Source organism: Amycolatopsis thailandensis (assembly GCF_002234405.1).
Lineage (GTDB): Bacteria > Actinomycetota > Actinomycetes > Mycobacteriales > Pseudonocardiaceae > Amycolatopsis > Amycolatopsis thailandensis.
Genome location: NZ_NMQT01000091.1, coordinates 42389 through 54910 on the forward strand (window position 1 = coordinate 42389; position 12522 = coordinate 54910).

Here is a 12522-nt window from a genome sequence, read left to right on the forward strand (position 1 = left end):
CGGGCACCCGAGGCGACGGGAACCGGGAACTGTGACCGACGTGGCGGACCGCAGCGGTGACGAAACCCGCCAGGTGGACAGGTTCGATCAGCGACGTGCGCAGCTGGCGATGTCGGCGCTGGTCACGTTGTCCGAATTGGGCTACGCGCGCACGAGCCTGCGGGAGATCGCGCAGAACTCCGAGTTCTCCCACGGAGTACTGCATTACTACTTCCGGAACAAGGCCGAGCTGATCACCTACTGCGTCAAGCAGTACAAGGCCGAATGCGTCACCCGGTACGACCGGATAGTCGAGACTTCGGAGACCGCCGAAGAACTGAAGCTGGCCTTCGGCGCCGCGACGGCGAGCACGTTGCGCGAGAGCGCCCGGCTTCATCGGCTCTGGTACGACCTGCGCAACCAGAGCCTGTTCGAAAAGCTGTTCCAGACCGATGTGCTCGCCATCGACGAGACACTCGAACTGATGATCTGGCGAGTCGTGTCCCGGTACGCGGAACTGCTGGGCAAGCCGTTGGATCTCGCCCCGTCGACGACGTACGCGCTCTTCGACGGCCTGTTCCAGCAAGGGCTGCTGAAACACCTCGCCGGCCGGGAGGACGCGGCGAGGTGCCTTCAGGACTCGGTGGGGCAGGTGCTGGCGCGGCTTTTCACCACTTGACGGTCGGATACCAGATGACGCCGGTCCGGCCGAGCACACGCAGATCCCAGTACAGCAGTGTGAACGTGCCGGCGACCAGCAGCGCGGCGCCGGTCACCACGGCGATCCTGGCGGGTTTCGCGAGCATCCACCGTTGCAACCGCCCGCCCGTGCCGTGGGTGAGCAGCAGGAACAACAACGCCATGACCAGGATGTTGCCGACCGATTGGAGGGCGAACGCGGCGGCACCGTAGAAGACATTGTGGCTTTCGGCCGCGCTGCGGAACATCATCCGGAACAGCGGGAACGGCCTGCCGATCAGGAACCCGCCGATGAGCGCGCCCATCAGGACGAGCGGCGCGTGCGGGAACCGGCGGGTGAGCCCGGCGATCGGGTTGCGGACGATACCGACGGAAGCCAGCCCCAGCACGATGAACACGATCCCGATCACGCCGTAGACGATCATCGACTGGATGTTCCGCGGGGTGAGGCCGCTCGGCGACGAAGCGGTCGAGAACTGCGGCATCCGCGTGCCGACGAGCGCGACGATCACGCCGTACACCACGGAAACCGTCAGCATCCCCGTCGCGATCCAGCCCAGCGGCTTCAAGGTGTCGACGAACTTCGGCCGCCCGGAGGTCTCTCCGCCGACAAGCGGAGCGACAGCACCGAAGGCTGCGATGTTGCACGCGGTGAAGGTTCCGGCGAGTCCCGAGACGAACGCGAAGAGCGTCCCGGCGAGGACACCGCCGATCGGGGTCTCCTTGGCGTTGTGCCCCAGGAGGGTGTTGGCGACACTGTCGCCGATCACACTGTCCACAAAGGGCGCGGACCAGATGATCGTCAGCGCGAAACCGGCGAGGACGGACCAAGCCACCACTCGCCACCGATGCTCCGGATACGGTCCGGAACCGAGGAAATTCGCTTGTGGGGTAACGGGAACGCGTTCGGTGACGGACATTCGTTCCTCCAGCGGCCGATGGTTCCCCCTGGTGCTCATCGTTGTTCCGCCGTCGAGAGGGCGCCACCTCCAAAGTGCCGATCTTTCGTTGGGCCGACCGGCTCCGGGCAATCCGGATTCACTGGTCCGGCGGGTGTCTCAGAGGGAGCCGATACGCTAGGCGCACACGGTGGCCCAGAACGGATCTTCGCCTCTCGGCATTCGCCGCCGAACTCCGCCAATCGCCGTAGTGGCGCCGGCCATGGACGTCTGAAGACCCGTCGGCGGCCTTGATCCGAACAGAGCCGTGAATCCATGAGTGGCCCGATCCCAACGCCGACGCGGTCCGGACACCGGCGACCCGGCTGCGGGCCCGGACCGGACTCGCGATCGTCGACACCGCGCTTTCACTCGGCCTGCCCGCGGAACGGCTCCCCGGCTGTCAGGAGATCGCCTCGCTCTACGCCGTCGGCGTCGGCGAGCGGCTGGTGGAGCGGTGGGACCGGATCCATGAATGGCTCTGGGCGACGCTCACGGTGATCGGTTCCGCGGTGATGGACCAGGGCTGAGCACGGAGCTGGTCAAGATCACACCGAACGCGATGTCACCGGTCGTGGCGGTGCTCATGCCCCCTCCCGGATGGGGAAGGTACCTCTCGTGGATGAACCGGAAACGGGTCCGCCTGGTCCCCACTGACTTTCACACCGCGAGATTACGGAGCGCGCTCGAATCGTCGGATGCGGTCGTGCTCACCTTCGAACAGCCGCTCGACACCACCGGCGCCACACTGCGCGCGGTGCGCGAATCGAAGAACAACCCCTCGTCGTCCGGCCGTCTCTTCCCGTAAAGAATCCCAGGCGCTTTATGACCATTTCAAGGGCATCGACTTCTTGATCGGCACCCGCCGGGAGCTTCGGAAGCCTACGACAGCTGAGCACCGAAGAACTGGCGTCCGGCTTGCGCCGCCATGAGCGCTTCGCAGTCGTCCGGCGGCGTCGCTGATTCGATACCCGACGTCCACAAAGTCGAGCGGGTCGTCGAGGCGAGAGTGGAACATGACCGGGTATCCCCGAAAAGCTGAAAGCTCCGCAGTCTCGTGGGATCATCGACGGACGTGACAGACACTTGATCCGGCACTGACCGGCTACTGCTCCTGCGGAGGACGATGGACTTCGACGAGGTCGCGGACGAGCTCTACGCCGGCGATCCGGCCGAGTTCGTACCGGTGCGCAACCAGCGGGCGAAAGAGGCCAAGGCCGCGGGTGAAGCCGCGCTGGCCGAGCGGATCCGCGCGCTCCGGAAACCCACCCTCGCGGCTACGATCCTCAATCGCCGGGCTGGCTCCCCGGAGCTGGCGGAGCTGGCCAGACTGGGTGACGACCTGCGCAAGGCGCATTCGGCGCTGGCGGGCGCGGAACTGCGCAAGCTCACCCGGCGGCGTCAGGAACTGGTGAACCGGATCCTCCAGGGCGAGCGCTCGATGAGCGAGCCTGTCACCCGCGAAGTCGAAGCGACCCTCGAAGCCGTCGTGGCCGATCCCGAAGTAGCCGCGCTGGCTTTGGCCGGTCGTCTGAGCAGCGGCGCCGACAGCACCGGCGACCAGTGGCTGACCACCGGGTTCATCCCGCGGCCGAAGCGCGAGAAACCCGCGCCGGAGCGGGAAAAGCCCGCCACCGTGTCGCATTTGGACGACCGGCGGAAAGCGAAGCGCGAAGCCGCCGAAAAGGCCGAGCAGAAGCGGATCGCCAAGGCCCGCGAAGAGGCCGAACTCGAACAGAAACGACTTGCGGAGTTCAACCGGCTCCGGCGCGAGGCGGCCGATCTCGTGAAGGCCTGCAAACAGGCCGAAATCGACCTCGCCCGCGCCGAGCGCCGCACCGAGAAAGCCACGGAGAAGGCGAACGAGCTCCGGCGGCGGCTCGCCGACGCCGAACTCGAGGAAGAGACTGCGAACGACGAGACCACCGCCGCGCAGACCGTCTTGGACGATCTGCGCGCCGAAGCGGAACGGATCGACGAGGCGCTCAAGCAGTTCTAGGCGGGCTGACGTTCGCGGGCCCGTGTCGCGGTCACCCGGCGTCCATGAGCCGTCTTCCCGCCGGGCTTGTACACCGAAAGCACGGTCATGGTCAGGTACATCGTCGAGGACACGATGATCGGATAGAACCCGTCCACCCGGCGGCCCGCCGGTACCAGCACACCATCCATAGTGGACTCGGCCGCCGCCGCCAGCTCACGCAGCCCCGGCAGCAGGGAGAACAGCGTCAACCCGGTCGCGATCAGGGTCAGCACGAGCTTGATCGCGACCCACTTGTACCGGACCAGTCCCCATTTCGTGCCGACGCTGAGCACGATCCCGCTGACCAGGGCGGTCAGGCTCACCGGCACCAGGAGGTAACCGCCGATCTGGTCCATCATCAAGATCGCCGCGTGCTGACGCCGGGCGTCTTCGGTGAACACGGAGGTGAAGGTCAGGACCGCGTTCACCAGGGTGATCCCGAGCCAGCCGAGCGACGAGACGACATGGACGACGAGGACGAACTTCCGCCACCGCGGGCTGAGCGTCATCGGCGGTCGCCGCACTGTGGAAGTACTCATGCGCCCAGTTTTCCGGCGGGCGGGGCTTCCGTCGTCCGTCGGGGAGCGGCACCTCGGCTACGTATCGCGCAGTACGAGCCCTCGGAGGTACGCGGCCTGCCCGGCGTGCTGGAGGTCGTCGGAAAGCACGCTGACCAGCCGAACGCCGAGGGTGACGGGCGGGTCCCAGGCGTCGTCGACGATCCGGTCGAGGTCGTCCTCGCCGAGGCCCGCGACCCAGGCCGCCGTCGCTTCGTGCACCGCGTCGTAGTACCCGGTCAGCAGGTCGGCGGAGTCGACCCGGACCGCGTCGACGTCCTCGGGACGGTGCCCGTAGCCGATGTCGGCCGCGGGGAACGGCAGGGCGAACCGGTCCAGCCAGCCCTGCGAGGTCCAGAGCTGCTCGGTGCCCATCAGGCCGGCGATGTGGTCGTCCTGCACCCGGGTCAGATGCCAGACCAGCCAGGCGATCGTGTTCGCGCCCGGTGCCGGGCTCCAGGCCAGCTGCCCGGCGTCGAGGTCCTCGACGGATCCGTGTACGACCTCCTGGACGCGGCCGAATCCGTCGGCCACCACTTCGGCCAGTTTCATCGATTCCCCTTCCGGTGTGTCCCGTCCACGATGCCACCGCAAGGTGACCCCTGCCTTGCACCCTTGACTTATATAAGCCCAGGCCGTGATAGTTGCCGGATGCACGCGTTCGACGTCCTGGGGGATCCGGTGCGCCGCCGGATCCTGGAGCTGCTGACGGGCGGGGAACTGAGTTCCGGTGACGTGACCACGGTGGTGCGCGCCGAATTCGGCATCTCGCAGCCCGCGGTCTCCCAGCATCTGCGTGTCCTGCGCGAAAACGGCTTCACCACGGTCCGCGCCGAGGGCGCGCGACGGCTGTACTCGGTGGATCCCGGCCCGCTCAAGGAGATCGACGGCTGGCTGGAGCAGTACCGGCGGTTCTGGACCGGTCCGCTCGACGCGCTCGCCACCGAAATCGCGCGCGGCCGTCGCGAACGCCGGAAGGCCGCCGAGGAGGACCAGGACAGCGCCTAAGCTCTCCCCATGCGCAAGCAGTGGGGGCGCGCGGTGGTGATCGCCGTCGCGAGCGTCGTCATCGTGCTGGGGCTCGTCTTCGCGGTCACGATGCGGCGCGGGAAATCCGACGGTATGGGCTGGCTCTCGGCCGAGCAGGCCCCGATCAGCACACCGAAGACGCCGTCGTACTCGACCGCCGCACCCATTCCCACGACGCGGCCGACGTTGACCGTCGACAGCGGCTGCCGTCTCGGCCAGGGCCCCGCCGAGCTCGACCCGGTTCCCGAGGCCACCACCCGCCGGGTGAACGCCGCCTGGGACCGCGTCGAACGCTGGCTCAAGGCCAAGGCGCCGACGACGGCGGCGACCCTCCGCCCGCCGGCGACGATCGCACGGATCACCGAAGCCCAACGGCGTAGCGGCGTCGCCTTCCCCGCCGAACTTGTCGCGTCTCTTCTGCGGCACGACGGCGTTTCGGGCATGGGTGACAGTTTCGCCCTTCCGCCGTTCCACCACCTCGCCTCAGCGGAAACCTTGGAAGGCCAGGCGAAGGTCATGTGCGAGGTGCTGAACTCGAGCGGGTCGGACGACAGCGTCGGTTACTGGTGGCACGGGCGGTTCGTGCCGATCGCCGTCAACGGCGGGGGCGACGGCCTGTTCCTCGACCAGCGCACCGCCACCGGGCGGCTCGGCGAGTGGGACCACGAGGGATCGGTGAGTTTCGATCACTGGCCGCCCACCCTGACCGAACTGCTGGAGCAGACCGCGACAGCGCTCGAAACCGGGGGGCCGGTCATCCACGGCTACCGGCCGGTCGTCACCGAAAACCGGGCGCTGGACTGGGACATCCCGCGCTGAGGTGCGCGGCCGTGTCGACTGTCGGACCCCGCCCCTAGAATCGTCCGGGTGGCAGCCCCCGACATCGGTACCTCGGAAGCCCTCGAAACGCTGAACCGCGTCTTCGGCTATGACGACTTCCGCGGTGACCAGCACGCGATCGTCGAACACGTCATCGCAGGCGGTGACGCGCTCGTCCTCATGCCCACCGGCGGCGGGAAGTCGTTGTGCTACCAGATCCCCGCGCTGGTGCGGCCCGGGGTCGGCGTGGTCATCTCACCGCTGATCGCGCTGATGCAGGACCAGGTCGACGCCCTGCGCAACCTCGGCGTGCGCGCGGGATTCCTCAACTCGACCCAGGACTACACCGAGCGGAACAAGGTCGAGGCCGCGTTCCTCGCCGGTGAGCTGGACCTGCTGTACCTCGCCCCGGAACGGCTTTCGGTCGAGTCCACGGTGCGGCTGCTCGACCGCGGCAAGATCTCGCTGTTCGCGATCGACGAGGCGCACTGCGTCTCCCAGTGGGGTCACGACTTCCGGCCCGACTACCTGATGCTGTCCGCGGTGCACGAGCGCTGGCCGGACGTGCCGAGGATCGCGCTCACCGCCACGGCCACCAAGACGACGCACGCCGAGATCGCGTCCCGGCTCAACCTCGAAGACGCGCGGCATTTCGTCGCGAGCTTCGACCGGCCGAACATCCAGTACCGGATCGTCGGCAAGAACTCGCCGCAGCGCCAGCTGCTGGAGCTGCTGCGCACCGAGCACAAGGGCGACGCCGGGATCGTCTACTGCCTGTCCCGGAATTCGGTGGAGAAGACCGCGGACTTCCTGGTGGAAAACGGGATCCCGGCGGTTCCCTATCACGCCGGGCTGGACGCGCGGACGCGCGCGAAGCACCAGTCGCGATTCCTGCGCGAGGACGGGCTGACAGTGGTCGCGACGATCGCGTTCGGCATGGGCATCGACAAACCGGACGTACGGTTCGTCGCGCATCTGGACCTGCCGAAGTCCGTCGAGGGCTACTACCAGGAGACAGGTCGTGCGGGCCGGGACGGCCTGCCGTCGACGGCGTGGCTGGCGTACGGCCTCCAGGACGTCGTCCAGCAGCGCAAGATGATCGACATGTCGGAGGGATCCGACGCGCACAAGCGGCAGCAGAGCGCCCATCTCAACGCGATGCTGGCGCTGTGCGAGACGGTCGAATGCCGCCGGGTGCAGGTGCTGACCTACTTCGGGCAGCGGAGTGAGCCCTGCGGCAACTGCGACACCTGCCTGGCGCCGCCGGAGACATGGGACGGCACGATCCCGGCGCAGAAGCTCCTCTCCACCATCGTCCGGCTCCAGAACGAGCGGCGGCAGAAGTTCGGCGCGGGACAGATCATCGACATCCTGCTCGGCAAGTCGACGCCGAAGGTGACCCAGCACCGGCACGACTCGCTGAAGGTCTTCGGGATCGGCACGGAGCTGAAGGAGCCCGAGTGGCGGGCCGTGGTCCGGCAGCTGCTGGCGCAGGGGCTCGCCGCCGTCGAGGGCGACTACGGCTCGCTCGTGCTGACCGAGGGCAGCGCCGAGGTGCTGAACGGGCAGCGGAAGGTCCAGCTGCGCCGGGAGCCGGAGCGGGCGGCCAAGGCCGCGGCCCGGTCCAGCGCGAAGAAGGCCGCGGCCGCCGACATGCCCGCCGAAGCGGCGCCGGTGTTCGAACTGCTGCGTTCGTGGCGAGCCGCGGCGGCGAAGGAGCAGGGAGTGCCCGCGTACGTGATCTTCCACGACGCGACCCTGCGCCAGATCGCCACCAAACGGCCCGCCACGCTGCAGGAGCTGGGTACGGTCAGCGGCGTCGGTGAGAACAAGCTCGCGAAGTACGGCGAGCAGATCCTCGAGACGCTCGCCGACGCCTAGTCCCTAGATGACTCAGTGCTCGTAGGGGCGACGGGGCGGCCGTCCGGTCATCCCGTCGACCTTGCGCACCGCGCCGTCGATCTGGCTGTGGTACTTGCCCTTGGTCTTGTGGTCGACGAAGGTCGCGGCCTTGTTCACGGCCTTGGACACCTTCTCGGGGTTCTTGCGCACGTAGGCGCGCACGGCCCCGGCGGTGCCGGCCAGGGCGGTCAACTTCCGCAGTAGAGCCACGATGGTCCCTTTCCTCGGGGTCGTCTGGTTGCCTGCACAACGACCGGTGATGGCCCCTGGGTTCCCCGCAGCGTGCCAAATCACTCATTTCGGATACCAGGTGCCGGAAAACGGGGCGCGCGGCGAGGACGGCGGCCGCTAAGTTCGGGCTCATGCGGGATCTTTCGCTGTTGCCCAAGGCGCATCTGCACGTCCACCTCGAAAGCACGATCCGACCGGACACGCTCCGTGACCTCGGGGAGTCGAACGGCGTCGACGTCCCCGCGGAACAACCCGTGTTCGATGGATTCCGCGCGTTCGGTGACTACAACGGGCTCCTTCGATCGTGTCTCCAGCGGCCGGAGGACTTCGAACGGGTGGCGCGTGAGTTCTGCGAGGACCAGGTCGCCGAAGGTGTCCGCTACGCCGAGGTCACCTTCACCGCGGCGTCGCACGGCGAACGGCTGGGCGAGCCGGACATGCCGCTGGCGTCCGTCCTCAAAGGACTTTCGGCGGGGGCGGCCGAGCACGGACTCCACTGGCGGGTGATCCTGGACCATTCGCGCCGCCGGTCGGTCGAACGCGCGCGGCTCACGCTCGACCTGGCCCGCCGGTACGCCGGGGACGGGGTGTTCGCGATCGGCCTCGCCGGGGAGGAGAAGTACCCGCTCGCGCCTTTCGCCGGGATCTGCGACGAAGCCGGGGAGGCGGGGTTGCGCCTGATCCACCACGCCGGGGAGGACGCCGGCCCCGACAGTATCCGCGAGGCCCTCGACGTCGGACGCGCCGAACGGATCGGCCACGGCATCCGGATCCTGGAGGACGTCGCCCTGGTCGCCGAGGTGCGGGAACGCGGTATCGCGCTGGAGGTCTGCCCGTCGTCGAACGTGACGCTCGGGCTCGTGCCGTCGTTCGAGGAGCACCCGCTCCCCCGGTTGGTCGACGCCGGGCTCGTGGTCACCCTCAGCACCGATGTCCCATCGATCACCGGGACGACGCTGGCCGACGAATTCCTGCGTACGCGGGAGGCGTTCGCCTACGACGACCTCGCGCTCGCCGGTCTCGCCCGGGCATCCGTCGACGCGTCTTTCGCGCCCGCCGAACTGAAGCGTTCGATCCACGCGGAGATCGACACCTGGCTCGCCTGACGCGTTTCGTCCTCTGAATGCGGTAGTTGCGTACGCAAGTACCGCATTCAGAGGACGAAACGCGGGGTGGTCCGGCTCACCCGGGCAGCGCGCCACACAGGATCTCCACAAACGTCCCGTACGGTGGGTCCGGTGACCGCTTCGTCCCGTTCGACGCTGGACCTCATGGACCAGTGGCAGCAGCCTCCGTCCAGGAAACGCGGCCCGCGCGGCTGCGTGATGCTCTCACTGCTGGTCGTGGGCGCCTTGATGGCCGGTGCCGTCTGGGTCGGGGTCAGTCTCAACGGCCGCGACCCGGTACCGGTCAAACCGGTGTTCACCGTGCCCGCGCTCACTCCCGAGCCGCGTTCGGCGATCCCCGGCGACGCCGGACCGCTGCCTGCGGAGGCCTCGAAGGAAGCCTGGATCGCGAAGGTGTCGGAGAACACGGACATCCCTTCGCGCACGCTGCGGGCGTACGTGAACGCGGCCGAGAAGACCGCGAAGACCACCCCGCGCTGCAAGATCACCTGGGCGACCATCGCCGGGATCGGCCGCACCGAATCCCAGCACGCCCGGCACGACGGTTCCCGCGCCGGCGAGGACGGCGTCGTGACGCCGCCGATCATCGGCATCCCGCTCGACGGCTCCCCCGGCGTGCTGGCGGTCGTCGACACCGACAAGGGCGCCCTCGACGGCGACGCGAAATGGGACCGGGCTGTCGGGCCGATGCAGTTCCTGCCCGCCACCTGGAAGCGGTACGGCGTCCGCGCGAGCGGTGACGGCGCCGCGCCGGACCCGCAGAACATCGACGACGCCGCGCTGACGACAGCGCGGTACATGTGCGCGCGGGGCGGCGACCTCGCCAAGCCCACCGGCTGGTGGACCGCGGTGCTGACCTACAACAACTCCACCCAGTACGGGCAGGAAGTGTTCAGCAACGCCGACGCGTACGGGAAGGCGGCACTGAAGCCGGACCCCGCGCCGGCGCCGCGCTGAAGCCTTACAAGACGAAGCCTCAGGCGGGCAGAAGCCGGGTGACCAGCTTCGTCAGCTGGTGCACGTTCCGGCATTCGTGCATCTCGACGACCTCCGCGTAGGCGTGCGCCTCGGAATCGCCGGTGGACCAGAGCGCGGTCCGCTCGGGGTTGAGCCAGTACGTATGCCTCGCCGCGGCGGCGATCCCGCGCACCGCGGCCAGGTTCGGGTCGCCGCCGTTGGTCCTGGCGTCGCCGAGGATGAGCACAGATGTCCTGGGACCCACAGCATCCGAGTACCGCTCGGCGAATTCGCCGAGCGCGTGCCCGTAGTCGCTGTGCCCGTCCCAGCGCGTCAGCTCGGCGTCGGCGAGGATGCGCGCGCCGAGGTCCTCCGGGTCGGCCGCGCCGGTGTCGACGAGGTGGGTGATCTCGTCGCAGGCGTCGATGAACGCGAACACCCGCACCTTGCCGAACTGGTCCCGCAGGGCCTGCACCAGCAGCATGGTGAAATTCGCGAACCCGGCCACGGACCCCGACATGTCGCACAGCAGCACGATTTCCGGCCTTCCCGGCCGGTGCCGCCGGTACGACGGCCGCATCGGGACGCCGCCGGTGGACAGCGAACGCCGCAACGTCCGGCGCAGGTCGATCTGCCCGCGAGCGTGCCGCCGTCGCCGGGCTGCCAGCCGGGTGGCGAGCTTGCGCGACAACGGCTGCACGACCCGGCGGAGTTCGGCGAGTTGCGCGCGACTGGCGAGCAGGAAGTCGACACGGTCGGCGGCGGGCGGGACGGCGTGCCGCGAAACCCTTTCCCGGCCACGGACTTCGGCCACTCGCCGCCGCGCTTCGGTGCGCACCAGCCCGCGAAAACCTTCGACACGACGGCGGACGTCGTCGCGGTCCAGCCTGTCGGTGAAATCGTCCGAAGCGCCCGCGCGGATCGCTTCGAGGACACGGACCACGAGCGTCTGCGGCTGGAGCCGTTCCAGCGTCTGGTGCGCCGACCAGCCGCCGGTCCCCGCCGTGCCGCCGTACTCCCCCAGCATGTCGACGGCGAGCCCGGCCAGTTGTGTCAGGTCCGTCTGGTCGTTCGCGGCGAGCGCGGCGGCGAGCCGGTCGCGCAGCGCGGCCAGGTCGTCGACGGGATCGTGCGATGGCGCGCCGACGCCGAGCGGGAAGTAGATGTCGAAGGTCGCGTCGAAAACCGCTCGCTGGCCGCCGCGCCTGACGAGCGCGGCCGCGAGCCCTTCCCGCATCTGCTCGCGAGAGGCCAGGCCCAGCACTTCGAGTGCCGCGGCAGCGTCGACAGTTTCGCTGGGGCCACAGGGGATCCCGTGTTCCCGCAACGCTTCCACGAATTCGACGAGCCTGCCCGGCACGCCGCTCACGAGTCGAGAACCTTGCCGAGTTCCAGCCTCGCGTCCGCCTTCACGACGTCGTCCTGATGTTTGAGGATGACGCCGAGGCTCGCGCGGACGACGTCCTCGCCGAGGCTGTCCGCGCCGAGCGCCAGCAGGGTCCGGGCCCAGTCGATGGTCTCGGCGACCGACGGCGCCTTCCGCAGTTCCATCGCCCGCAGCGCGGTGATCACCTTGACCACGGACGCCGCGAGCGCGTCGTCGACACCCGGGACCTTGAGCCGCACGATGCGCTGTTCCAGCGCGGCGTCGGGGAAATCGATGTGCAGGAAGAGACAACGCCGTCGCAGCGCCTCGGAGAGTTCCCGCGTCGCGTTCGACGTCAGCACCACGAACGGCTTGCGCCCGGCGGTGATGGTGCCGAGTTCCGGGACGGTGATCTGGAAGTCGCCGAGCACCTCCAGCAGGAGACCCTCGATCTCGACGTCGGCCTTGTCGGTCTCGTCGATGAGCAGCACGGTCGGCTCGTCGCCCTTGATGGCGGTCAGCAGCGGCCGGGCCAGCAGGAACTCTTCACCGAAGATGTCGTTGCGGGCTTCGTCCCACGTCTCGTCCTTGCCCGCGGTGATCCGGAGAAGCTGTTTCGCGTGGTTCCACTCGTACAGGGCACGCGACTCGTCGACGCCTTCGTAGCACTGCAACCGCACGAGCCGGGAGCCGCTCGCCTGCGCGACGGCCTTCGCCAGCTCGGTCTTGCCGACCCCCGCGGGGCCCTCGATCAGCAACGGCTTACCGAGGGCGTCCGCGAGGAACACCGTGGTGGCGACGGCCGCCGAAGCCAGGTAACCGGTGTCGGCGAGCTTCGCCGTCACGTCTTCGACGGATGTGAAGTACCCGGTCCCAGCCACACGGCCTCCCAGCTCGA

Annotated in this window: 13 protein-coding genes; 7 read left to right on the forward strand and 6 right to left on the reverse strand. The window is 68.6% G+C overall.

What is annotated here, in order from left to right:
- Window positions 1-31 precede the first annotated feature (31 nt).
- Window positions 32-658 (forward strand): TetR/AcrR family transcriptional regulator, encoded by a 627-nt coding sequence (locus CFP71_RS24595; RefSeq protein WP_093936301.1) that lies wholly within the window; start codon window positions 32-34, stop codon window positions 656-658.
- Here the strand turns inward: CFP71_RS24595 and CFP71_RS24600 are convergent.
- Window positions 648-1598 carry a hypothetical protein gene (locus tag CFP71_RS24600; protein WP_093936302.1) on the reverse strand — a complete coding sequence of 317 codons (951 nt, stop codon included), beginning with the start codon at window positions 1596-1598 and terminating at the stop codon, window positions 648-650. The genes CFP71_RS24595 and CFP71_RS24600 overlap by 11 nt on opposite strands.
- Window positions 1599-2742: 1144 nt before the next feature.
- Between CFP71_RS24600 and CFP71_RS24610 the strand changes: the two genes are divergently transcribed.
- A complete protein-coding gene (locus CFP71_RS24610; RefSeq protein WP_093936303.1) occupies window positions 2743-3615 on the forward strand; it encodes a hypothetical protein in 873 nt (290 codons plus the stop codon).
- Here CFP71_RS24610 and CFP71_RS24615 read toward each other — a convergent pair.
- On the reverse strand, window positions 3612-4175 hold the full coding sequence (locus tag CFP71_RS24615; RefSeq protein ID WP_244199814.1) for a hypothetical protein: 564 nt from the start codon (window positions 4173-4175) through the stop codon (window positions 3612-3614). The genes CFP71_RS24610 and CFP71_RS24615 overlap by 4 nt on opposite strands.
- A gap of 57 nt (window positions 4176-4232) precedes the next feature.
- Entirely contained in the window at window positions 4233-4745 is a 513-nt protein-coding gene (locus CFP71_RS24620) for a mycothiol transferase (protein WP_093936304.1), read from the reverse strand.
- A 99-nt stretch (window positions 4746-4844) separates the two neighbouring features.
- Here CFP71_RS24620 and CFP71_RS24625 point away from each other — a divergent pair, with 99 nt between their 5' ends.
- Genes CFP71_RS24625 through recQ form a run of 3 tightly spaced genes read left to right on the forward strand, consistent with a single transcriptional unit; the run spans window position 4845 to window position 7922 of the window.
- Window positions 4845-5201, forward strand: a complete 357-nt coding sequence (locus tag CFP71_RS24625; RefSeq protein WP_093936305.1) for an ArsR/SmtB family transcription factor — start codon at window positions 4845-4847, stop codon at window positions 5199-5201.
- A gap of 9 nt (window positions 5202-5210) precedes the next feature.
- Window positions 5211-6041 carry an SMI1/KNR4 family protein gene (locus tag CFP71_RS24630; RefSeq protein WP_093936306.1) on the forward strand — a complete coding sequence of 277 codons (831 nt, stop codon included), beginning with the start codon at window positions 5211-5213 and terminating at the stop codon, window positions 6039-6041.
- A gap of 48 nt (window positions 6042-6089) precedes the next feature.
- On the forward strand, window positions 6090-7922 hold the full coding sequence (gene recQ, locus CFP71_RS24635; protein ID WP_093936307.1) for a DNA helicase RecQ: 1833 nt from the start codon (window positions 6090-6092) through the stop codon (window positions 7920-7922).
- Window positions 7923-7934: 12 nt separating this feature from the next.
- On the opposite strand, the gene CFP71_RS24640 is transcribed toward recQ, so the two are convergent.
- A complete protein-coding gene (locus CFP71_RS24640) occupies window positions 7935-8153 on the reverse strand; it encodes an antitoxin (protein WP_093936308.1) in 219 nt (72 codons plus the stop codon).
- 152 nt (window positions 8154-8305) lie between these two features.
- Here CFP71_RS24640 and add point away from each other — a divergent pair, with 152 nt between their 5' ends.
- Window positions 8306-9280, forward strand: a complete 975-nt coding sequence (gene add, locus CFP71_RS24645; RefSeq protein ID WP_093936309.1) for an adenosine deaminase — start codon at window positions 8306-8308, stop codon at window positions 9278-9280.
- Window positions 9281-9412: 132 nt separating this feature from the next.
- On the forward strand, window positions 9413-10258 hold the full coding sequence (locus tag CFP71_RS24650; RefSeq protein WP_093936310.1) for a lytic transglycosylase domain-containing protein: 846 nt from the start codon (window positions 9413-9415) through the stop codon (window positions 10256-10258).
- 19 nt (window positions 10259-10277) lie between these two features.
- Here CFP71_RS24650 and CFP71_RS24655 read toward each other — a convergent pair whose 3' ends face one another.
- Both CFP71_RS24655 and CFP71_RS24660 read right to left on the reverse strand, forming a co-directional pair.
- Window positions 10278-11627: a vWA domain-containing protein gene (locus tag CFP71_RS24655; protein ID WP_093936311.1), complete on the reverse strand. Its 1350-nt coding sequence runs from the start codon at window positions 11625-11627 to the stop codon at window positions 10278-10280.
- Entirely contained in the window at window positions 11624-12505 is an 882-nt protein-coding gene (locus CFP71_RS24660) for an AAA family ATPase (protein WP_005155088.1), read from the reverse strand. Before CFP71_RS24660 ends, CFP71_RS24655 begins: the two co-directional genes overlap by 4 nt.
- Window positions 12506-12522 lie beyond the last annotated feature (17 nt).